Source organism: Caballeronia sp. BCC1704 (assembly GCF_902833455.1).
Classification (GTDB): domain Bacteria; phylum Pseudomonadota; class Gammaproteobacteria; order Burkholderiales; family Burkholderiaceae; genus Caballeronia.
Map to the genome: position 1 here is coordinate 15844 of NZ_CADFFT010000006.1, position 20254 is coordinate 36097.

Annotated in this window: 20 protein-coding genes and 1 pseudogene; 3 read left to right on the forward strand and 18 right to left on the reverse strand. The window is 58.7% G+C overall.

The features are described 5' to 3' along the window. Window positions 1–65: 65 nt before the first annotated feature. From HWX53_RS25835 to HWX53_RS25860, 7 genes and pseudogenes are all read right to left on the reverse strand, one after another. Complete coding sequence (locus tag HWX53_RS25835) at window positions 66–1541, reverse strand: efflux RND transporter periplasmic adaptor subunit (protein WP_175946274.1); 1476 nt, start codon at window positions 1539–1541, stop codon at window positions 66–68. A gap of 10 nt (window positions 1542–1551) precedes the next feature. Further along, window positions 1552–2868, reverse strand: coding sequence for a TolC family protein (locus HWX53_RS25840; RefSeq protein ID WP_175946276.1), 1317 nt, complete (start codon window positions 2866–2868; stop codon window positions 1552–1554). A 242-nt stretch (window positions 2869–3110) separates the two neighbouring features. Next, entirely contained in the window at window positions 3111–3374 is a 264-nt protein-coding gene (locus tag HWX53_RS25845) for a DUF4148 domain-containing protein (protein WP_175946278.1), read from the reverse strand. Between the two features lie 110 nt (window positions 3375–3484). Continuing rightward, window positions 3485–4210 (reverse strand): hypothetical protein, encoded by a 726-nt coding sequence (locus tag HWX53_RS25850; protein WP_175946279.1) that lies wholly within the window; start codon window positions 4208–4210, stop codon window positions 3485–3487. Then, window positions 4207–4353 (reverse strand): annotated as a pseudogene (locus HWX53_RS27980) (zinc-ribbon domain-containing protein); the annotation flags it as partial. The pseudogene HWX53_RS27980 and the gene HWX53_RS25850, both read right to left, overlap by 4 nt. Before the next feature lie 23 nt (window positions 4354–4376). After that, entirely contained in the window at window positions 4377–4553 is a 177-nt protein-coding gene (locus HWX53_RS27830; RefSeq protein ID WP_244140299.1) for a hypothetical protein, read from the reverse strand. Between the two features lie 71 nt (window positions 4554–4624). Then, the gene (locus HWX53_RS25860; protein ID WP_175946281.1) at window positions 4625–7141 is read right to left on the reverse strand and encodes a heavy metal translocating P-type ATPase; all 2517 of its coding nucleotides are present in this window, start codon (window positions 7139–7141) and stop codon (window positions 4625–4627) included. 87 nt (window positions 7142–7228) lie between these two features. Here HWX53_RS25860 and cadR point away from each other — a divergent pair, with 87 nt between their 5' ends. Further along, window positions 7229–7660, forward strand: coding sequence for a Cd(II)/Pb(II)-responsive transcriptional regulator (gene cadR, locus HWX53_RS25865; protein WP_175946282.1), 432 nt, complete (start codon window positions 7229–7231; stop codon window positions 7658–7660). A gap of 109 nt (window positions 7661–7769) precedes the next feature. Here cadR and HWX53_RS25870 read toward each other — a convergent pair whose 3' ends face one another. After that, window positions 7770–8723, reverse strand: coding sequence for a beta-propeller fold lactonase family protein (locus HWX53_RS25870; RefSeq protein ID WP_244140297.1), 954 nt, complete (start codon window positions 8721–8723; stop codon window positions 7770–7772). Window positions 8724–8988: 265 nt separating this feature from the next. Between HWX53_RS25870 and HWX53_RS25875 the strand changes: the two genes are divergently transcribed. Continuing rightward, entirely contained in the window at window positions 8989–9312 is a 324-nt protein-coding gene (locus tag HWX53_RS25875; RefSeq protein WP_175946284.1) for a hypothetical protein, read from the forward strand. Between the two features lie 24 nt (window positions 9313–9336). On the opposite strand, the gene HWX53_RS25880 is transcribed toward HWX53_RS25875, so the two are convergent. Then, window positions 9337–9780 (reverse strand): hypothetical protein, encoded by a 444-nt coding sequence (locus tag HWX53_RS25880; protein WP_175946285.1) that lies wholly within the window; start codon window positions 9778–9780, stop codon window positions 9337–9339. Window positions 9781–9830: 50 nt separating this feature from the next. Further along, complete coding sequence (locus HWX53_RS28080) at window positions 9831–10397, reverse strand: M24 family metallopeptidase (protein ID WP_347879175.1); 567 nt, start codon at window positions 10395–10397, stop codon at window positions 9831–9833. Between HWX53_RS28080 and HWX53_RS27490 the strand changes: the two genes are divergently transcribed. Next, a complete protein-coding gene (locus tag HWX53_RS27490) occupies window positions 10396–10719 on the forward strand; it encodes a hypothetical protein (protein WP_208454824.1) in 324 nt (107 codons plus the stop codon). The two genes, HWX53_RS28080 and HWX53_RS27490, sit on opposite strands and share 2 nt — an antisense overlap. Window positions 10720–11012: 293 nt before the next feature. Here the strand turns inward: HWX53_RS27490 and HWX53_RS25890 are convergent, their stop codons facing one another. From HWX53_RS25890 to HWX53_RS25925, 8 genes are all read right to left on the reverse strand, one after another. After that, a complete protein-coding gene (locus HWX53_RS25890) occupies window positions 11013–12407 on the reverse strand; it encodes an MFS transporter (RefSeq protein ID WP_175946286.1) in 1395 nt (464 codons plus the stop codon). Between the two features lie 225 nt (window positions 12408–12632). Continuing rightward, the gene (locus tag HWX53_RS25895; RefSeq protein WP_175946288.1) at window positions 12633–13529 is read right to left on the reverse strand and encodes a LysR substrate-binding domain-containing protein; all 897 of its coding nucleotides are present in this window, start codon (window positions 13527–13529) and stop codon (window positions 12633–12635) included. 185 nt (window positions 13530–13714) lie between these two features. Next, window positions 13715–14107, reverse strand: coding sequence for an ethanolamine utilization protein EutQ (locus tag HWX53_RS25900; RefSeq protein ID WP_175946290.1), 393 nt, complete (start codon window positions 14105–14107; stop codon window positions 13715–13717). Continuing rightward, entirely contained in the window at window positions 14104–15420 is a 1317-nt protein-coding gene (locus tag HWX53_RS25905) for an FAD-binding oxidoreductase (protein WP_175946292.1), read from the reverse strand. The genes HWX53_RS25900 and HWX53_RS25905 overlap by 4 nt, the downstream gene beginning before the upstream one ends. Before the next feature lie 16 nt (window positions 15421–15436). Next, window positions 15437–16840, reverse strand: a complete 1404-nt coding sequence (locus tag HWX53_RS25910) for an FAD-dependent oxidoreductase (RefSeq protein ID WP_175946294.1) — start codon at window positions 16838–16840, stop codon at window positions 15437–15439. Window positions 16841–16848: 8 nt separating this feature from the next. Further along, window positions 16849–18297: an aldehyde dehydrogenase family protein gene (locus HWX53_RS25915; RefSeq protein WP_175946297.1), complete on the reverse strand. Its 1449-nt coding sequence runs from the start codon at window positions 18295–18297 to the stop codon at window positions 16849–16851. Between the two features lie 9 nt (window positions 18298–18306). Continuing rightward, window positions 18307–19503 (reverse strand): aromatic ring-hydroxylating dioxygenase subunit alpha, encoded by a 1197-nt coding sequence (locus HWX53_RS25920; RefSeq protein WP_175946300.1) that lies wholly within the window; start codon window positions 19501–19503, stop codon window positions 18307–18309. A gap of 338 nt (window positions 19504–19841) precedes the next feature. Beyond that, on the reverse strand, window positions 19842–20036 hold the full coding sequence (locus HWX53_RS25925; RefSeq protein ID WP_175946409.1) for a CsbD family protein: 195 nt from the start codon (window positions 20034–20036) through the stop codon (window positions 19842–19844). Between the last annotated feature and the right edge of the window lie 218 nt (window positions 20037–20254).

Consider the following 20254-nt stretch of genomic DNA (forward strand, 5'->3'; position numbering starts at 1 on the left):
GTCCTCTGATGCAGCAGGAAGCGCGCGGCGTGCGGCGCCGCGTCCTTATACAGCGGGTTGCGTTGTTACTCTTCTTCAGCGGCGCCTTTTCCAAGCTCTGCCTTCAGGACAAAGCTATTGGCCGCGACATACTGCTGGCCGGGTTGAAGGCCTTTGACGACCTCAGTAACCCGTTCATCACGCCGTCCCGTCTCGACAGCCTGAGCGACGAATCCCTTCGCCGACTGGACGAACACGGAAGGTGTGCCGTCTACATCTTGAAGCGCGTCGCTCGCGACTGCGATGGGCACGCCCTGCTTGCCTGCGTCGACCGAGACGTTCACAAACATGCCCGGTCTCCACGCGCCATCGGGATTAGGCAGCACGACCCGTGCGGGCGCGGTGCGCGTCTGCTCGCCCAGCAAGGCACCCACGTAGGCGATGGGACCGCGCGACCTCGATTCGAACGCGGCAGCGCTCACGGTGGCCTCGCGCCCCACTCGCACGTCGTTGAGTCGCTGCGCCGGAACAGCCATTTCCGCCCACACGCTAGAGAGATCAGAGATCACGAAAACGTTGGCGTCAGCTGCAATGGCTTCGCCCGGGGTGGCATGCTTCTCGACTACGGTTCCTGAAAACGGCGCACGCAGCTCGTATTGGTTCAGGCTGGCAGAGCTTGTGGGGGCATTGATCGCAGCAAGCTTCTGGCGAGCGTTCTGCGCTGCGATTTCCGCCTCTCGCAATTGCACTTGCGCTTGCAGGAAGTCCTGCTCGGCGGACACGCGTTCTTTCCAGAGCGTCTTCTCTCGATCGTACGTCGTGCGCGCGGCCGCCAGACGCCGCTCGGCCGTCAGCAGTTCACTGCGGAGATCTGCCAGACCCGTGCTCGCGATCACCGCAAGGACCTGACCTTTCTTGACGTTCTGCCCGATGGCTACGTCCACACGCTCCACAATACCGGCCACGCGGGGCACAACATGGGCCGTGCGATCCTCATTGAACTTGATCTCCCCCGGCAACTGAAACGATGTCGCGATCTCCGCCGGACCAACCTTGGCCAAGTCGATCCTTGACGTCTTCAGTTGATCCTCGGATAGCGCCACCGCGCCGTCGGTGCGCGAATATTCGAACGAGGCGTTCCGACCGGCTCCCTTGACGTCGATGACCGCATCGAACACGTGCGGTTTCGGGATCGGTTCGGTGGACGTGTATTTCTGCCCGGATTGATGGAACTGCAACGTTTCCTTCTGCCCGTCATAACGGGTAACCGCTGCAGAAACGATCACGTCCTTGGGCAGGGGCTTGCCATCGTTGGCTGGATAGACGATGAGACGTGAATCGCCCGGCTTTTCCGCGAGCACGACTTCGAGTGTAAGTGATCCGTTTTTCAGGAGAACGCCGCCGTGCTGTCCGGCCCCGGCATTCGCCTCGCCACGTTCAGCCTGGGCGGCCGCCGGCTCAAGCGCCGGCGTTTCCTTTTTTTGCGTCATCGCGTAGGCGGCAATGATGATGCCGATCCCACCGAGAGCGGCCACGATGAAATATGTTCTACGACGCGGCATGGTGATTCCTTCAGGGTAAAGTGTTCTTCGACAGCGAGACGGCCGGGAGCGGCGTGCCGACCAGACGCCCGACTTCCGCATAGGCGAGGTGCGCGTCGGTCAACGACTGGACATATTGCGATTGCGCCTGAAACAGCGTGCGCTGGGCATCGAGCACATCGAGAAAGGCAAATTTCCCGAGTTCAAAGCCGCGCGACATAGCGTTCAATGCGTCTTTGGAGGCCGGCAACACGTCGTCCTTGAGCCTGCGAGCCGCCTGAACCGAAGTTTCGTAGTTCGTGTATGCACGGGTCAATTCCAGCTGCAGCCGCAAGCGCTCGTTGTCGAAATCTGCACTGGCTTTTTCGGCTTTATGTGCAGCCTCCAGCAGGGCACCTTTATTGGTGTTGAAGAGGGGTAGCGGAATCGATACGCCGATGACTGCCTGGTTGTCGGGTACTCCACCCGTGACGACGCGCTTCATGCCGGCGCTTACGGTGATATCCGGGGTGCGCTTGGCTCGTTCAACGGATATGGCCGCGTCTGAACGCAGCATTTCGGCGCGGGCGACGCGCGTAGCCGGACTGTCGTTCAACTGGTTGACCAGTACGGACAGTGGCTCGAGACTCGGTACAGACTCAATATCGCCTCCGGCGGCACTACCCCGCACTCGCGGGTTGCCGGTGACGGATGCCAGCCGCTCGCGCGCGGTTATGACACGCGCGACGGCGTTAGTCACTTCAATTTGCACCGCACTTGCTGCAATGCGCGCCTTGGTGGCTTCGACCGGAGAGACCTTTCCTGCGCGAGCACGCTTTTCTGCCAGATCGGCAGAGCGGGCGGCAATGTCAGCGGATTCGCGTGCAACCTGCTCTTGCCGCTGCGCGGCGAGTTCTTCGTAAAACGCGGAGATAACGTCTGCCCGCAATGCTGCACCTCTTCCATCCAAGGCAGCGAGCGCGACCTCTCGTCCGTACGACGCCACATCAAGCCTTGCCTGACGCTTGCCGCCGAGTTCGATCAACTGGTTCACGGTCGCAGTGCTGGTGCGCTCCGTACCGCCAAACCCTTCTTGCAGGAGCGACAATTCAGGATTGGGTCGTGCGCCTGCCTGCATCAATGCGCCGGCAGATGCATCTGACTCGGCTCTCGCGCCTCGCAAGAGCGGGTTGCTCTGGGCAGCAAGCCCCAGCACGTCGATTAATGAAACCTGCGGCAGACTGGATGGAAGGCCCTGAGACTCTTGTACACCGCCTTCGTCCGCAATGAGCTGAACGGGAGACGCCTGTGTGTAGTTTGATATTGTGGCCGCCAGGAGAGCCGTGACGGCTAGGGTTCGCGTGAGCATGTGCGGCATTCAATGGTGGATGTGATGCGATGCTACGTTTCTGTTGCAGTGTGAAGATGAGGCGAAGATGATATTTTTGTCATGTTTGGGCAAAGTAATCTGCCCGATTTCTGACGCAATACACTACCGTCGTCGCTTCTCTCGCACGTAAAAACACGTGCAGCCCGTCGACGAAACGGGCATATGGAACATCGAGTTTTGAGGAATGCGCCGATTGTGATCGGCATCTCACCGTAAGCTAACTACTGCCCGGCATTGGCTTCCGAACTTGTCGGCTTCGCTGCTTCTTCTGGGTGTGCTCGGAGGTACGCTTCCCGGTTCTTTTTCTTGGTTGCCGCAGTGGGCGGATATTCGCTCCGCCGGAAGGGTAAGACGCCGTCTCTATAAGCCTGCTCAAGTTCCTGGCGCGCTTGCTCTCGTGTTTTTCCTTCGTTCAACGGGCCTTCGTGAGCTTGCGCGAGGCTGGCCATCAGCAGGGCCATTGCAATAACTACTATCGATTTCATCGGTGAACTCCACAATCACTCGGCCGCATATAATTCGTTTAGTGTGGAGCGCCGATGGTGCGTCTCAATGACAACCAGATGATAAAAATGTCATCTTGGCCGCCGTGGAGTCATCCCGTTTTGATCGTTGCTTCAATCACGAAAAAGACAATGAAGCCAACGAAGAATGCGGTGGTTGCGAGCGCGGTCTCAGCCACCTCATGTGCTTCGACGAGAAGTTCTTCGGTCACAAGATATATGAGCGCGACCGTTCCAAGCCCGAGAAGTCCCGCGTAGTAGACCGAGGGTAAATTGGCAAGCACTCCGTGTGCGGCCACCGCCGATACCGAGAGCAACGCAGAGAGCGAAACCGGGACGACGATAGCCCAAAGACCGCGCACTTTGGCGGCGCTCAGCGCTGTACTGACGGAGAGCGCGAGGAAAAGCACCTCGAGCGTGAGCGCAATGGTCAGAATGAGGCCGGTTTCCTCGCCCGCCGAAAAGGCGATTCCAAGCACCAGACCGTCAATAATCAGGTCAACTGCAGTGACGACCACAAGACCGGTGGGGAGAGACGAACCTTCGAGTCGCGCTTCAAGACGGTTGCACACCGTCTTGATGCCCAGCATCAATCCCAGGCCCAGCGCGAAACCGATAACGACCGGCCACAGAGCATGTTTACGGTCTTCGGGAAGCAATTCAAGCGCTGCGGCTGCGAAGACAATGCCTGCCGTGAAATGTTGGATAACACTGGTGGTGCGCTCACCCGGCTTACGCACGGATGCGATCACGGCGCCGGCGGCGCCGGCGAGCACGGGTGGCAGCGTCAAGAGCGCGAGTTTGACTGCGGGCGTCACGTGGCCACCGGCGTGCCGCATTGGCTGCAAAACTTCGCGCCTTGGGCCAACGGCTGGTTGCACTTCGTGCAGGCTTGGGGTGCGAGCGACGTCGCGCACTGGCTGCAAAAGCGGGAGCCTTCCGGATTACCCGCGCCGCATTTGGGACACGTGACATCGGCCTGTGTTACCGGTGCTGCGCCTGGCGTCCTGCCCCACCCGCCATTTGAAGCGCGACCGCGTTCGTCTGCATAGCCGCCATAATTGTCATGGTTGTTGCCGTGATGGCGCCCTCTATCGCCATGAGAACCACCATGCGACCCGCCATGACCGCGATCGTGACCTCCGCGGTTTTGGCCACCATGATGACCACCGAACATTCTCTCAAGCCAGCTCATGGCTCAGCTCCATTTTCAGTTGAGTTCTTAAAATTCTTTACTTGCGAAGCAGACGCAGTCCGTTACCTACAACCAGCAGACTCGCTCCGACATCCGCAAACACGGCCATCCACATAGTACCCAGACCACCGATTGTCAACACGAGAAACACAGCCTTGATCCCCAGCGCCAACGTTATGTTCTGAAGGAGGATGCTGTGCGTCGCCCTCGAAAGTCGAATGAATGTCGGGATTTTGCGCAGATCGTCATCCATCAGTGCTACGTCGGCCGTCTCAATTGCCGTATCCGTTCCCATAGCGCCCATGGCAAAGCCAATATCGGCTTGCGCAAGCGCCGGAGCATCATTGATGCCGTCTCCGACCATGCCCACCATCGATTGACCGCCCGAAAGTGTCTTCACCACTTCGAGCTTGTCCTCCGGAAGCTGATTACCCTCCGCACGATCGATACCGACCTGGCTCGCAATCGCCGCCGCCGTGTGGGGATTGTCACCCGTCAGCATCGCCGTACGAACTCCGAGCGCATGCAACTCGGATACGGCGCCCTTGCTGCTGTCCTTCACGGTATCGGCTACCGCGAAGAGCCCGAGCACGCGTGAATCGTCGATCAGCATGACGACCGTCTTGCCCTCGCGCTCAAGGGCATCCAGTCGGGATTCCAGTTCCGCCGAGCAGCGACCGAGCTCCTCGACAAGCCGGTGATTGCCCAGCGAATACCGCCGTCCATCTACAACACCCGCGACCCCTCTACCCGGAATGGCTTCAAACGCTTCTACACTTGATCTAGCAATTCCGTTCGCATCAGCCGCTTGCGCGATTGCCAACGAGACAGGGTGATCTGAGCGGCCCGCGATGCTCGCCGCGATGGAGCGAACCCGCATGCTGTTCTGATCCACCGCGCGAAGTTCGAATTCGGTCTGGACAGGCTTGCCGTGCGTGATTGTGCCGGTCTTGTCGAGCGCCAGCCAGGCAAGCTTGCGCCCCTGTTCAAGATAGGTACCTCCCTTTACGAGAATTCCGTGCCTCGCCGCGGCAGCAAGGCCGCTGACGATCGTTACAGGAGTGGAAATCACCAAGGCGCACGGGCAGGCGATCACGAGCAGCACGAGCGCCTTGTAAACCCAGTCGAACCACGCGCCAGCGAAGAACAGAGGGGGGACAACGGCAACGCCGATCGCCAGCAGGAAAACGATCGGCGTGTAGACCCGGGCGAACTGGTCGACGAAGCGCTGCGTCGGCGCTTTGGCTCCCTGAGCCTCTTCGACCGCGTGGATAATCCGGGCAAGCGTCGTGTTACTGGCCGCCGCCGTTACCCGGTACTCGAACGAACCCGCCTCGTTGATAGTGCCGGCGAACACCGAATCGCCCTCCGCCTTTTCAACTGGCAGGCTCTCGCCGGTAATCGGTGCCTGATTTACGGTAGAGCGCCCGCTTACAATTTCACCGTCAAGCCCGATACGTTCGCCGGGCCTAACGCGAACGACCGTATCGATCGTTACCTGTGAGGCGTCTATCTCCGCCCATGACCCGTCAGCCTGTCTTACCGTCGCTTTGTCAGGAGCAAGCCGCATGAGGCCTTGAATGGCGTTACGGGCGCGGTCCAGCGATTTAGCCTCGATGAGTTCCGCGATGGTGAAAAGAACCATTACCATTGCGGCCTCTGGCCACTGCCCGAGCAACAGCGCGCCCGTCACAGCAATGCTCATCAGCGCATTGATGTTGAGATTACGGTTCCGAATCGCGATCCAGCCTTTTTTATAGGTGCCGAGACCCGAACAGGCGACGGCCGCGAGGGCAAGCGCCGCGACGACCCAGACAGGCGCCCCCGCCCAGCTGGCAGCCTCCGAGCCAACGGCGGCGACACCCGCCACCGCAAGAGGCCACCAGGGTTTGCGGACGTCCGATGCAACCGTCGCCGTGCTGAGGGTGCCGCCCTCGCCCGGCAGTTCCGGCGTAAAACCGAGCGTTCCGAGAGCTTTGACGACGGCATCCAAGCTGTCGGGCCTGTGGACCACCGTCAAGACGCGTTGCATCAGATTGAATTCCAGTTCGGCGACTTCGGGCATTGCGCCAAGCTTTTTGCGAATGAGCGCTTCCTCCGTCGGACAGTCCATTTGCAAAATGCGCATCTGTGTACGGACCGAATCGCCGACTGCAACTGCGCCGGCAAGTGCCTCGAAGTTGGTCGACGTAGCATGACAACAGGCGTCGCCATGGTCATGATCATCATGGGAATGGCCGCCGTCCGCCCCGTGAGAATGGGCGTGAGTATGACCGCAACCGTGGTCGTGGTCGTGGTCGTGGTCGTGGTCGTGGTCGTGGTCGTGGTCGTGGTCGTGGTCGTGGCCGTGGTCGTGGTGCGCCCCGTGGTCATGCGTGCCGTGCACATCCTCGTGCTCTTGCACCTTACCTGGCTCTTGCAGGTCAAGCGCCTGCTGCCTGGGTGCGGCGCAGCAAGCCGCTACGCCGCGCTCGGTCGATCTTTCGGTTGCTGGGTCACTTTTCGACGTCGTAACAGGCTTCAGAGCCCTCGTCTTGTCTTCACTAGGTGCCATGCTCACATCCTTTTTCTGCTGTATGCTCACAGTACACACCTTGAAGTGGCTTCAAGGTCAAGGATTTTTTGAGAAAGGCCGTCAAAAATGAGGATCGGAGAACTAGCAAAACTGGCTAACTGCACCACCGAGACTATTCGTTTCTATGAAAAGGAGGCGCTCCTTCCTCCGCCCGAGCGCAACGGCGCAAATTATCGTACCTACACGCAAGGCCACGTCGACCGCCTTCGTTTTATCCGAAACTGTCGCGCGCTTGACATGACGCACGAAGAGGTGCGGGCGCTGCTAGTCGCATCTGATGACCCATCAGGCAACTGCGAGAGTGTGAACGCACTCGTGGACGATCACATTGCGCATGTCGATGAGCGGCTGGCGGAGCTCGCGCACTTGCGCGACCAATTAACCGAGTTGCGCCAACGATGTGGCACTGAGGCAGCCGTTGCGAAATGTGGAATCGTCCAGGGTCTGACATCGATGGACACAGTCCCGTCGAAACCACGGACGACTCATTTGGGTTAGATAGCGGAGAATTCGTGGCGCTTGCGCGCCCAGCAAAATCGGTATTTGCACCGGAAACGCATCCGCAGCGCCGCGAACGCTGGTGAACTGATTCCGACGGGCAAGCAACTTAATCTGGATTAGGGGGATAGACTGGCGCGCGGTTGGCAAAAAACAGGCCATGCGGCGAGCGGCCGACCGCGATCGTGTCAACTAGCTTTTTTGTTGTCAGATCGATCACACCGACGTGCCGCGCAAATCGAAATGTCACCCACAAATATCGACGATCGGCGGACAGCTCCATGTCATCCGGCCCGGGCATCAATCCGCTGATATCGCTGACCTTGCTCAGGTTGTTGTAGTCAAGAATGCTGATGGTACTTTCGACACGATTGGAAACCGCGATGTGCTGCCCGTCACCGAGGTTTCGGAAATTGTGGGCACCACGGCCGGTCTTGATCGTCTTGATGACCTGTTGCTTTCGCCAATCGACGACCGCGACGTTGTCTTCCCCTGTCATGCCGATGAGCAGATAACGGTCCCCCGGTGTCATCCAAAGACCTGCCGGCACCTTTCCGACCTTCATCTTCCATTTGACCAACTGCGAAGCAAGATCGATTGCAGCAAGCTCGCCGGTCTCCTGCAGCGTAACAAACACCATGGTGCTATCAGAGCTGAAGGTCATATGACTGGGCGTTTGCGACAATGGAACGCGCTTGACCAGAGAAACGTCCTTCCCGTCGTATTTATAGATATCAACGCGGTTGAGGCGCAGCGCCGCAGTGATGAACCACCTTCGGTCCGGCGAAAATCCCAATTGGTAGGGATCGTCGATATTTGCGACCCGCCGCTGAAGCTGCCCCGATCGAGGGTCAAGATACATCAGGTCATTCGACACCGAGTCCGCTACGATCAGCGAAGAGCCGTCCGGCGTGATCATCAGGTGATGAGGCTCTTTGCCCGTCGAGAAACTATCAATGACTTTGTGCGTTTGTTGGTCGATCAAACTCACCTTGGCTTCGCCGGAATCGAGCACGATGACCTTTTCAGCTGCGGGCGCAATAATTGGAAGCGTCATGACCATGGAGAGAGCCGCACGAAGGGCGAATCGTGAGCGGCCAGCGTTAAGGCGCTGCATGTTAATGAATTCCTTGCAGAAAAACGGCGTTATGAGAGAACAGCATCACGACCGGAGGACGTAGTCGCCATTTTAATGGATTGCCCTTCGCGGCTGCGCGCCAACGCACGAAGTGCCGACTCGGGCAAGGCGGAGCTTAGCTGGCTGACGCCGCCGATCATCCATTGCGACGCACCGTCCCATCCGCTGATTGACTCACATCCGACAGATTATGTTGCGCGACATCCACTCGTTCATTCGACGTTTAAGCGTAGTTGCTCTCGCGCTTGCGCTTCTGATCTTAATGGTCACGCTGGCCTTCATCCCGATACCGTTTAGCTCCGCTGCTGAAACAGTGCTGATTTTCGCAGCAATTTCATCGGCTGCAAGCATCTGGACAACGCTATTTGCGGAAATCCTTTTATCGAAGTCCGTGCCGGCCAACGCACGTCTAATCAAAGAGGCGGTTTTCGTGGGGCTATTGGGCATGGCAGCTAGCTTCGGTTGCATGTTTGACGCACTGCTCAAGCTGGTCAAGTTCATTTCGTCAACCTGAGCACTTGAGCACCCCTGCCCGCTATCAATCGTTGGCTTCAGGATGACCTTCAGGGCGCAGCCCCGCCAACCGGTCATGCTCTTGCGACTCGCTGCACGGCAATTCACAATTCAAGGATGCCACTCCGGTCTTAGGCACGCTTGACTTCGATGCCAATTCAATCGAACTTACCTCCGAATGACATTTTTCTGGCAGGCAATCGACAATGCACGCCACGCTCCGCCTCTGATTCCGCATGCCAAGAACCTTCATCGCACTTGGGCAACTAAATGCTAGCCATAGCAACTGACTGATCACCGCGGCCAGATTGAAATGAAACAGCAGCGAATACAGCAGGCAGATTGGCCCAAACAGATTGAGAAGCACATATGAGCGGTCTTCGCGCTGTAAGCGGCCAAACTGCAGTCCAGCATAGGCGGCTTGGTAACAAAGCACACCAATGATTCCAACAACGTCGGCGATTTTCATAATTTCTATTTGACGTTTGCTGCGAAGAGAAGTCTTCGATGAAGAAGCAGCTATCCGAGGAGTTGGTTCTCGAACGGGTAGCGAGTCAGCACTTCGCATCCGGTTTCCGTGACCAAGACCTGCTCTTCGAGCTTCGCCCCCGGCCCTACCGAGGTGCGGCCAAGGTAGCTCTCGACGCACATCACCATTCCCGGTTCGATGACGCCGTCATAGCCGCACGACTGCCACTCTTCTGGAAAGTACATATAGGGTGCTTCGTCGCACAACCCTACACCGTGGTACAAGCCTGGATCTGTGCATACCCTCGGCTGTAATATCGCACTGTTCCGCAGTGGGGACCTGCTACCGCACAACCACGTGCGCGAGGTATCCACGCATAGGCCAAAGCTGCCGACTAGGTTCGTATCGAACGCAACGAGGTCGCCCTCTTCGATTTTCCGGCTACTGCACTCCTGATACCGGGCATTGCAACGAGGTCCTGATGCCAGAAGCCGCGTTTCTATCCATTCGCCGCCGCGTGCAATGCTCTCCGCATGCAAATAGCTCCATAACCGCTGCTCAGTGATACCAGGCTCAAGATGAGATCGCATCACCTGCATGGCCGGCCTCGCATGCATGGATCGCGCATCGCATCGCGCGAATCTCGTCTTCGCACTTGATGCGGCGCGCCTCTTCCATCAGCGACTCGCCGTTCTGAATGCGGATGCATTGCCGCTCAAGCGGCTCAACACCCTCAGGATCGCAGTGATCGAAAGCGAGTCGAGCGTTGCCGCCAACATGCTTCCGCACGAACGCGCTGATTTCAGCGGCCCATCGCGCAACGTGTTCGGCGCTGCGGTTGCCCGCTCAGAAGTGAAACCATGGCACGCATGGCCGCACTTCGTCGACCGAATCCGCACAATCGCTCAAGAATTCGCAATTCGAATCCCCAGAGAATGACCGGCCCTTCGGTCGGGACAAAAGTGTAACGGCCTGCGTTGTGGAGCCGCCAGACCTGCATATTGGTGCTGTCGGTCGCATAACGAACGTTCACGGGTCGTGCAGCACGATGCCGGCATAGTCCCTGTTTCGAAACTCGAGTGGCCCTATCTTGCGCGTCGACATCGTTGCGCTGGTCCGTGGGAACTCGCTTGCAACCGATTGCTTCATGTAAGTGACTGGCATTATGAAATGCTAGACCAAGCCAGCGATGAGCGGCATTGAACGCCGCCCACCGTAGGGATCGATTGAGGTCAACGTACCGACTTGAGGTCGCCTGCCGTTACTTCCACATTCGCCTTCCTTTGCGGCGCCGATGCTTCACTCAGCGTCTTGCCTCTCGTTTCCGGTGCGAGCAGATAAGACACCATACCACCCACGAGACTGATTCCGGCCGCAAGAAGCATTGCAGTGCCTACTCCCACTGAGCCGACTACGACCGGCAAAAGGAAGGTGCCCGCTGCAGCGCCAATGCGCGATGCAGCCGTGGCAAATCCGACGCCGATCCCGCGGATTTCCGTCGGAAACACTTCACCCGGATATACACCCGTCAGCGTGGTCGAGATCGCATTCACGAAGGAGAACGTGAAGAAGCAAACGAGGATAATTGCTGGCGATACGTGAGAAAACAGCGCGACGCAGACCAACGCGATCGTCGAGATGAAGAACGGCGGAACAGCAAGCTTGCGTCGTCCCACTCGCTCGATAAGCATCACCGACAGTGCCGTCCCGAGCACCGCTACTCCATTCAGAACCAGGCCGCCAGTCAGCCCTTCCTTTAGTCCCAACTGCTGCAATACGATTGGTGCGAATGCACCGATGGCGAAATACGGCGTGACATTGCAGACCCAAAAAATAGAAACGAAGACTGTTGTGCGGATATAGTCCGCCGAGAAGAGCCGTCCGAAGCCTTGGCTTCCGCGGTGGCTGTGGGCTTGAAGTTCGTTAAGTTCGTCCTGACCCATGTGCTCCGCTGCTATCGCTTTCGCTTCAGTCGTGCGGCCTTGGCTCATTAGCCAGCGCGGCGACTCGGGCGTGCCCAGACGCATCAAAAAGACAATGACAGTCGGAACCGTGCTGAGACCCAAGATGATGTGCCAGTTCGTGGCGAACGACACGGTAAGCGCCCAACCGAGCGCATACGAGACGAGATAGCCGACGTACCACGCCAACTCCAACACAGCGAGAAGCTTTCCGCGCAAACGTGCGGGGGAAAACTCCGCAAGCAAAGGCCATCCGATCGAATAGTCTGCGCCAATTGCGATGCCCATCAATACGCGTACGAGAAAGAGCTGCCACGCCTCGCCGACCACAAATTGCAACACGGAGCCCACGAGAAAGATCGCCAAATCGATCGTAAACATCGGTTTGCGCCCGACCTTGTCAGCGAGCCAGCCGCCCAGTGGACCACCGATAAAGATGCCGATCAATGCCGACGCTCCGATCAACCCCTGCCACGCCAGCGACAAATGCAAGTCGGCGGTGATCGCCGGCATCACAATGCCGACGCAACCAAGAATGAACCCGTCAATGAACATTCCACCGGAAATGAGGACGGTGAGCTTCGTGAGGAACTTACGCTGCTTTGCGGATAGAAGACCTACCCTGTGCGCAGAGCTTGAGCTTGGACGAGAGAAGGCCTTTGTCATGATGCTGTCTCCTGATGTTATACGAGGACTAAAGGTCTCGTGCGATGACGAACAACTGACCCTTGTCTGCGAGAATGCCGAAGCCAGTTTGCGCAAGACGTCATGCCAGAACAAACGATGTTTCGTGCGTTGATTTATTGGTTTTTGTAATGGATTAGAACGAAGGCGTGCGTGCGCCTGGCCCCGTGCGGCCATGCGGTGCTTGCTTCGTGGATAGCTATTGAACTATTTGAGCGTCAAAAGCCAATCTCTGAAGCTGCCAACGCTCTTGCGGCGCTCATGCGGACCCGATGGCTCGAGCACAAGAAACTGCCCTTCCGTTTGCAGCGTTTCGGGCACGGGGCGCACGAGCGATCCGTCCTTGAGATACGGGTCGACGAGATTGCCCCAACCGAGCGCCACGCCTTGGCCGGCCAGGGCCGCCTGAATAACCATCGAGTAGTTGTTGAGGTTGATCTTATTGCGCGGCTTGACGGGCGCGATCCCCACTCGACGAAACCAGTCGGCCCACGACACCCAGTCACGGTCCGATTCGTCCAGCCACAACCAAGTGCAAGATGCGAGATCTTGGGCGGAACGCAGCTCGGGCGCTCGCGCCAGATAGGACGGGCTGCAGACTGGGAAGATCTCTTCGTGGCAGATCGGCGTACTCTTGATTCCCGGCGGCGGACTTTTACAGTAGTACACCGCTAGATCGCATTCGAGCTTTCGATAATCCTTGACGTGGTCGTAAGCAACGATGCGCAAGTCAATGCCGCTATGCGCGTCATTGAACTCGGGGATTCTTGGAAGTAGCCATAGCGATGCCAGGGCGGTGCTGGTCGCGACGGTCACCTGCCCGTCACCATGCCAACGCATGATCAACTGAGTGGCATCAGCAAGCGCGAGCAGAGCCTCGCGGCATGATTGAAAGTATTGTTCGCCGGTAGCGGTCAGTCGCACCGAGCGCGTGGTTCGATCAAGCAAGTGCGCGCCCATCATCTCTTCCAGCAGACCGATTTGCCGACTGATCGCACCTTGCGTGACGTTAAGTTCATCAGCAGCGCGCGTAAAGCTGCCAAGGCGCGCGGTGGCTTCGAATGCGACCAACGCCTTGAATGGCGGCAGTGGCTGGATCTTCATGGGAACAGATGTCTCCGGGGCTTCTCTTCGAGTGCCCCTTCCGGCAGCTCACAGAATGCGTTCCGAAATCGGAATACCGCCTGTATGGCCACCATCGTTATCGGGCATAGCTAGCCCTAAATTGTGCCTCAAGTGTTGCCGGCGTCAAGACCAAACGCTTGGGCCAGCGCCGCCCAGTGCTGCTCTCACGTCGCAGCGTGGTCGGAATCCGCTTCATCACACGCCTGCTTCCAGTCTCCTGGATAAACCACATAACCGAAGAGCGCAAAACCTGAGTAGATCAACTCGGTGTTCTTGGGTATCCACAGAACTTGGCCAGGCTCAATACGATGGACAACTCCCTCGGTCTCCACTTCCATGCATCCTTCGATGGTGAAGATGACCTCCTCGTACAGCGTCGTCCAACGTACTGTAGCGCCTTGCCAGCGTGCGAAGCCGACGCCGAGATTGGGCGATATTTCGTCAGGGATCGCGCGTGCGACATAGGCGGCCCCGGGCGGGCCGCCTCGCACGTGAAACCCGAGCTCAGCATGATCGACGAGCCGTACGCCAGCGCTTTGATTGAGGGCCGCGCTCATAGCTCTGCCCTGCTTTGCCACGCCGCGAGCTTAATGCGAGTCCGCACGCCGAGGCCAAGGAAGGGTTCCGGCGGATTGAGCGAAGGCATGCCTGTGACCGCCTGGATGTCATCGAGCAATGAAGAGTCAGCGCCTACCGCGTAATCCGCTAGCAAGGTTCCGGAGATCGTGCCCCACGCTGCACCGACTCCGTTATCACATGCCGACGCGAACGCGCCCTCCTGCAGCTTCCCGAAGAAGTTGGTGAAGTTACGCGACATCGCATAGACGCCGCCCCAGGTATGCGTGAATGGCACGTCGGCTAGATCGGGAAAGCGCGCTAAAAACGCCTTACGATGGTCTTCGCTAATGTTTCTGCGCATCGCGTCATCGACGCTGCGGCCGTAGGTCGGAACGTGCCTATACGTATTGCGAATGATAATTCGCCGATCCTGCGTCATGCGGACCGTGGTGCCAGCATGATCCGCGGGGGTTAAGCCCCAATTGAAGGTTGCGCCGTAGCGCTTGCTTTGCGACTCGTCGAGTGGCGCGGTCCAGCTCGCGAACGTCATAACGGGCAGCAGTCGGTTCTGCAAGAAGCCGAATTCGCGGGTGAAGATGCTCGTGCCGAACAGCACTTGCGGCGTATGAATTTGCCCCTCGCCGCCATGTAGCACGTAGCCGCCTCGACCGTCACGTTCCAGACGCTGAATGGGCGATTGTTCCAGCAACTCGACGTTGGCCGGGAGCGAACGCGCGAGTCCCCGAACCAGTGCCGCTGGCTGCATCAGATAGCAGCCCGGCGTGAACACGGCGCGGCTGTAGTGGCTCGTACCGAGCACCATCGACAAATCACCGCCCTCGACCACGCGGTAAGGCTCGCCAAGTTTTGCCATCAACTTCTCAAAGTGCGCGAGATATGCCAGTCCGCGCTCGCCGACTGCGCCCTGGTATTTTCCCGCGTGGGACCACTGGCACTCGATGCCGTGCTCCTCCACCAGCGTCTGCAGTTGCCCGATGGCCGTACGGTTCAGACGGAGTAACCGCTGCTTAAACTCAGGGTCGGGGTTTTCGAGCGCGAATTTGTGCGGTAGATCGATGACAAAGCCAGAATTACGTCCCGATGCGCCTTCTCCAACGCGTTGGGCATCGACTAAAAGAATCCGAGCGTCCGGCTTGTGAGCTGCGAGGCGACGCGCCGCGGCAAGACCGGCAAAGCCGGCGCCGACCACAACGTAGTCCGCCAACTGGTGACCGACGAGACGCCGTACAGGATCTGGCGCTGGCAGCGCAGCGTACCAACCGCAGGTTTCGTCATCATGAGGCAGGTTCATATCGCTTCCTGTGTCTCTATAGTGTTTGTTGACCGACGCGAGGAGCGCACTGCTGAACCCATTGTCCGCGTAGTGCTTGTGCTCGCTGACCGATTAGCGCGAAGCCGCACATGCGCCCGCTGTTGTCGTAGTGCCCGCAACTGAAGCCGTCTTCTGTGGCATCCACTCGCCATTCGCCGGCCACCGCGATCGGCGGCGGCAGAAGCATGAGCGGCGCAGCGGGCGTCTTCACCTGCACAGGCATCGGCGGATAGCGAACGTCAGTGGGTTCGCCGGTGAGCGTGCGCGCCAGCGCATCGACACCGAAGTTAATCGGAGCGAGGTATGGAGCCGGCCGTCCATCGATTTCGACGCAATCGCCCAGCGCGAACACGTCCTCGATGCTCGTGCGCAGTTGCGCATCAGTGCGAATGCCGCGACCGATCTCAGCGCCGCAGTCCGCGGCCAATGCGACATTCGGCGCGAGGCCAACCGCTGAGATCACGACATCGGCTTCCAACTTGCCGCCGCTCGCAAGCGTCAGCGTCCACGCGCCTACTTCGCCGGCGATCTCCTTCACCGAATTCTGCAGGTGCCACTTGACGCCTTGCATTGCCAAGGCGTGTTGAAGATGCGTTCCAGCTTCTTGCGGCATGAGCCGATCGAGCGGCCATTTACCGATGCCGACCACGCTCACATCAAAACCGCTGACGGCAAGATCGTTGGCGAACTCACATCCGATCAGTCCATCACCGATGATCGCTACACGCGACGCCGCGGCAAGCTTCTGCCGCAGCATCCGATAATCGTCGAGATTGTTGATGCTTAGGAGCGCATCGGTGCGCCCCTGAATTTCGGGGCGAATGGGACTCGCACCCAGCGCGAGCACCAGCTTTGCATACGATAGGTCACCGTAGCGTGTATGCAGAACGTGCGCCGACGCATCGATTGAATCAACCTCGCAGTTCGGATAGATGCGAATGCCGAGACGTTTCTGGATCTCGAATGGCGACTCGGCGACGAGCGCATCGGCACTGCGACCCTGCGATGTAGCGATCGACAGCGCCGGCTTTGAATAGAGATGGCCCGATTCGCGAGTCAGCACGATAATCTCGACCCCGCTATCACGGCGGCGCACCGCTTGCGCGAGGCTATAGCCGGCGTGTCCCGAGCCGATGATGACAAGCGGACCAGCAGGCTTCGCAACGACTGCGGGCGCAGCTTTCGTGTCGGTCGCTGTTGCCGGCGTGGACGTCATCGCCACCACTTCGGCGTCGGTGATTTCGATCATCTCGAAATCTGCTTTACCGACGCCACAATCAGGACACTTCCAGTCCTCCGGCACGTCTTCCCACCGCGTGCCTGCCGCGATGCCATCCTTCGGCCAACCTTCGGCCTCGTCATAGATCAGGCCGCAAATGATGCAAAGCCACTTCTTCATGACACACCTCAATCCTGTGCAACGCGAATGCCTACGTTCTTCGTTCGCACGTAACTGTAGATCGCTTCCTGGCCTTTTTCGCGACCAAAGCCGGACAGGCCAACACCACCGAATGGCGTCTCGATCCCGCCCGCATACCATTCGTTGACGAAGACCTGACCCGCACGCAGACGCCTGGAAAAGCGCAGCGCGCGGTTGACGTCGCGCGTGAACACGCCCGCGACGAGTCCATACGGCGTACCGTTAGCGATCTCGACAGCCTCGTCTTCGGTATCGAACGGAATGACGGAAAGCACGGGACCGAACACTTCCTCGTATGCAATCTTCATTCGAGGATGCACGTCGGCCAGAACCGTGGGCTGCATGAAGTGGCCAGGACGGTCCGCCACGCGTGCGCCGCCGGTCACCGCAGTCGCGCCCTCGGCAATTGCCTCGTCGCACATGGCAAGAACACGCTCGATTTGCGTTGCACTGATCAACGGCGTGTGATCGGGATCCTGCGAACCAGGCCCAATCGATAGTTTGCGAGCCAGGTTACAAACGGAATCCACGACTTCATCATGGATGCTGCGATGAACGATCAAGCGCGACATCGCTGAACACACCTGGCCCGCGTTAAAGAAAATCCCGCTTTTCACGCTCGCCAGGACCTGAGCCCGGTCCGAATCAGGAAAAACCACCGCTGCCGATTTGCCACCCAATTCCATGACACTGGGTGTGGCCCACTGCGCGGCGGCGGCGAGGATAGTACGGCCCGTCGGCACCGAACCGGTAAATACAATTTGATTTGTCTTCGAGCTCGAGGCGAGATGCGCGCCTACCTCACTGCCAAGTCCACAAAGCAGTTGCGCGGCGCCTTTTGGCAGCCCAACTGCATCAATGGCTTGAAACAGCACACATAATCCCAAGGGCGACAACTCTGGCGACTTCACCACAACTGCATTACCGGCAGCCAGCGCCGGTGCAAGTGAGCGTGCGCAGATCGAGACAGGGAAGTTCCAGGGAACAATTTGCACTGACACGCCCATCGGCTCGTAGCGGGTAAAGTCGACGTAATCATCGCCGAGCGGAACCGAGACGCCTTCGAGCTTGTCGGCCATACCTGCGTAATACTCGAAGTAGCGCGCCGCTTCGATAAATTCATCGCGCGCATCACGCAGCGTCTTACCGTTTTCTCGACACAGAATCTGTGCGCCGCGCTCGCTCACTTCGCGAATTTCGGCAGCGATGCGCAAAAGTAAGCGCACTCGCTCCGCGGGACGGGGGCTTGTCAGAGCGCCGCTTTCGACGCAACGCACCGCTGAGGCGAGCGCGCGTTCCGCATCGTCTGCGTTGGCCAGTGCAACAGTAGCGAACGTTTCATTGCTGGCCGGATTGGCGACGTTCAGCCGGCGTTCGCCGTCAACCCATTCGCCATCAATGTAATTGAGCCAGTGGTGAGTATTTTCGTAGTTCATCAGCCGCTCCTAGCCGTGCCGGCCAGTTGCCAGAACCTTGCGCGCCATCCACTGATGGAAATAGTGCGTGGGTGCATCCATTTCAGGAGAGAAGACGCCGCCCTGGAAGCCCGGTGACTGTCGCCCTGCTTGCATGCCTTCGACCGCGCCGATGTCCTCAGAGAAGACCACGCGCCATGCGTTGAGTACCGCCTGACGGCTCGCGGCGAAGTTCGCGTCCTGCGCGGCCTCCTTGCCGACGAAGAACAGGCGCAGATGCTCCACTGTGCGATTCGCCGACAGCGGTTGAAGCATCATCGCGAACGCGTGATCGGCTTGGATGCCGAGCAACACGTTCGGGAAGAATGCGACGTATTCGGCATTGCGCATGCGGTCCGCGGGCCATGCGGGGAACGTCGGTAGCGACGTGCCTTCGACATCAGCGAGGTTATACGCGTAGCTGCCCTGACCCGCGAACTGCTCGCCGAACGCGATGTTGTAGTGATCTTCGAGGCGGGAATAGGAATTCAGCGACGGGTGCACCCATGGCAGGTGATACGCCTCGCAATAGTTTTCGACCGCGAGTTTCCAGTTGCAACCCACTTCCACAGACCACGCACCACTATCCGGGGATACATTGATCTGCGAGAGACCATCCCCGCCGAGAAACGGCTGCCAACGGTCGGTCAATGGCTTGATGACTTCATCGAACTCCGGCGCCGTACCCGAGAGGTTCACGAAGACCATACCCATCCACACATGGCTGCGCAGGGCCTTGAGACCGTGTTTCTCGCATGCGAAGCGCTCGTCCTTGTGCTGATTGATGCCGCCGACGTGCGGCGTGCCTTTAAGCGCGCCGTTGGTGTCGTAGGTCCACGAGTGATACTGGCAGCGGATGACGCCCTGAATGTCGCCGGCTTCGTGCACCAGCTTCATGCCGCGATGGCTGCACACGTTATGGAAAACCTGGAGCACACCCTCGCGATTGCGCATCATCAGGAGCGGCAGGCCCATGAAATCAATGGGCTTGACGGACGACTTCCGGCTTACGTCGCTCTCAAAGCCGATGCACACCCACTCATTGCCCAGCACGGCGTCGCGCTCGGTTTTGAAGTATTGATCGTCGGTATAGAACTTGTTGCCCAGGCCGGTTGCTTGATCAATGGGCTTCAGAACGGTTTCCAGCTGGATGATAGGGAAGTGCTTGGCTTCGGCGGGGGCATTCATTGCTTGTCTCCGATGACGTCGATTGTCTGACCCGACCCGTTGCGACCGGGTTGTTGGAGCAAATTATCGAAGTGGAAAACAGCGGCAACAAACGATTCTTTGGCGTGACATTCATTGAGAAATCTCATGAATTGCATCTCGACAACATTCGACATCGGAATGAGGCAGGTGCATTCGGTACGAGACTTCGGAGCGCCACATGGTCCAACGCGGTAGGCACCTTTGGCGAAAAAATCGTGGTAAGCAGAATCTGGTCATGAAAACGCCCGCACAAGGCGGGCGTCGATGCATGATGCATGAGCTAGGCCGTTCAAGACGGCCTGGCTACTGACAGTCGGTTACGGCTTCGCCGCATCGTCAGCCGCATCCTTCAGATCTTCCTTGACATCGCCGACGTCCTTACGAACTTGGCCTTCGACCTGTTGGGCGTTCCCCTTCGCTTCCTGCGCAGGATCGTTCGTCACTTTGCCGACGCCCTCGTTGATCTTGCCTTTGACTTTCTCCCCAACGCCCTTCACCTGGTCTTCGTTCATGATCGCTCCCCGGTTTGCCTGCGACATGCAGGCATGACGAAGTAAGCGCAAAGACGATGCCCGCGTTGGGCGGCAGGCGGCGGCCATCGCCGGCTCGGCGTTAGCCCATTTTCACCAGTGAAAATTCCCTCCACCGCCCTGCTCCAAAAAGCCGCACCGTTGATAACGAGGTTATCCGGGGTGAGCTTTCGGCGGGGGGAGATGCATGTATGTGGTAG

Bases quoted from the DNA above. Each gene is read 5' to 3' on its own strand.
- HWX53_RS25835 (WP_175946274.1), bottom strand. From the start codon at position 1,541: ATGCCGCGTCGTAGAACATATTTCATCGTGGCCGCTCTCGGTGGGATC.
- HWX53_RS25840 (WP_175946276.1), bottom strand. From the start codon at position 2,868: ATGCTCACGCGAACCCTAGCCGTCACGGCTCTCCTGGCGGCCACAATA.
- HWX53_RS25845 (WP_175946278.1), bottom strand. From the start codon at position 3,374: ATGAAATCGATAGTAGTTATTGCAATGGCCCTGCTGATGGCCAGCCTC.
- HWX53_RS27830 (WP_244140299.1), bottom strand. From the start codon at position 4,553: ATGGTGGCCAAAACCGCGGAGGTCACGATCGCGGTCATGGCGGGTCGC.
- HWX53_RS25860 (WP_175946281.1), bottom strand. From the start codon at position 7,141: ATGGCACCTAGTGAAGACAAGACGAGGGCTCTGAAGCCTGTTACGACG.
- cadR (WP_175946282.1), top strand. From the start codon at position 7,229: ATGAGGATCGGAGAACTAGCAAAACTGGCTAACTGCACCACCGAGACT.
- HWX53_RS25870 (WP_244140297.1), bottom strand. From the start codon at position 8,723: ATGGTCATGACGCTTCCAATTATTGCGCCCGCAGCTGAAAAGGTCATC.
- HWX53_RS25875 (WP_175946284.1), top strand. From the start codon at position 8,989: ATGTTGCGCGACATCCACTCGTTCATTCGACGTTTAAGCGTAGTTGCT.
- HWX53_RS25880 (WP_175946285.1), bottom strand. From the start codon at position 9,780: ATGAAAATCGCCGACGTTGTTGGAATCATTGGTGTGCTTTGTTACCAA.
- HWX53_RS27490 (WP_208454824.1), top strand. From the start codon at position 10,396: ATGGATCGCGCATCGCATCGCGCGAATCTCGTCTTCGCACTTGATGCG.
- HWX53_RS28080 (WP_347879175.1), bottom strand. From the start codon at position 10,397: ATGCATGCGAGGCCGGCCATGCAGGTGATGCGATCTCATCTTGAGCCT.
- HWX53_RS25890 (WP_175946286.1), bottom strand. From the start codon at position 12,407: ATGACAAAGGCCTTCTCTCGTCCAAGCTCAAGCTCTGCGCACAGGGTA.
- HWX53_RS25895 (WP_175946288.1), bottom strand. From the start codon at position 13,529: ATGAAGATCCAGCCACTGCCGCCATTCAAGGCGTTGGTCGCATTCGAA.
- HWX53_RS25900 (WP_175946290.1), bottom strand. From the start codon at position 14,107: ATGAGCGCGGCCCTCAATCAAAGCGCTGGCGTACGGCTCGTCGATCAT.
- HWX53_RS25905 (WP_175946292.1), bottom strand. From the start codon at position 15,420: ATGAACCTGCCTCATGATGACGAAACCTGCGGTTGGTACGCTGCGCTG.
- HWX53_RS25910 (WP_175946294.1), bottom strand. From the start codon at position 16,840: ATGAAGAAGTGGCTTTGCATCATTTGCGGCCTGATCTATGACGAGGCC.
- HWX53_RS25915 (WP_175946297.1), bottom strand. From the start codon at position 18,297: ATGAACTACGAAAATACTCACCACTGGCTCAATTACATTGATGGCGAA.
- HWX53_RS25920 (WP_175946300.1), bottom strand. From the start codon at position 19,503: ATGAATGCCCCCGCCGAAGCCAAGCACTTCCCTATCATCCAGCTGGAA.
- HWX53_RS25925 (WP_175946409.1), bottom strand. From the start codon at position 20,036: ATGAACGAAGACCAGGTGAAGGGCGTTGGGGAGAAAGTCAAAGGCAAG.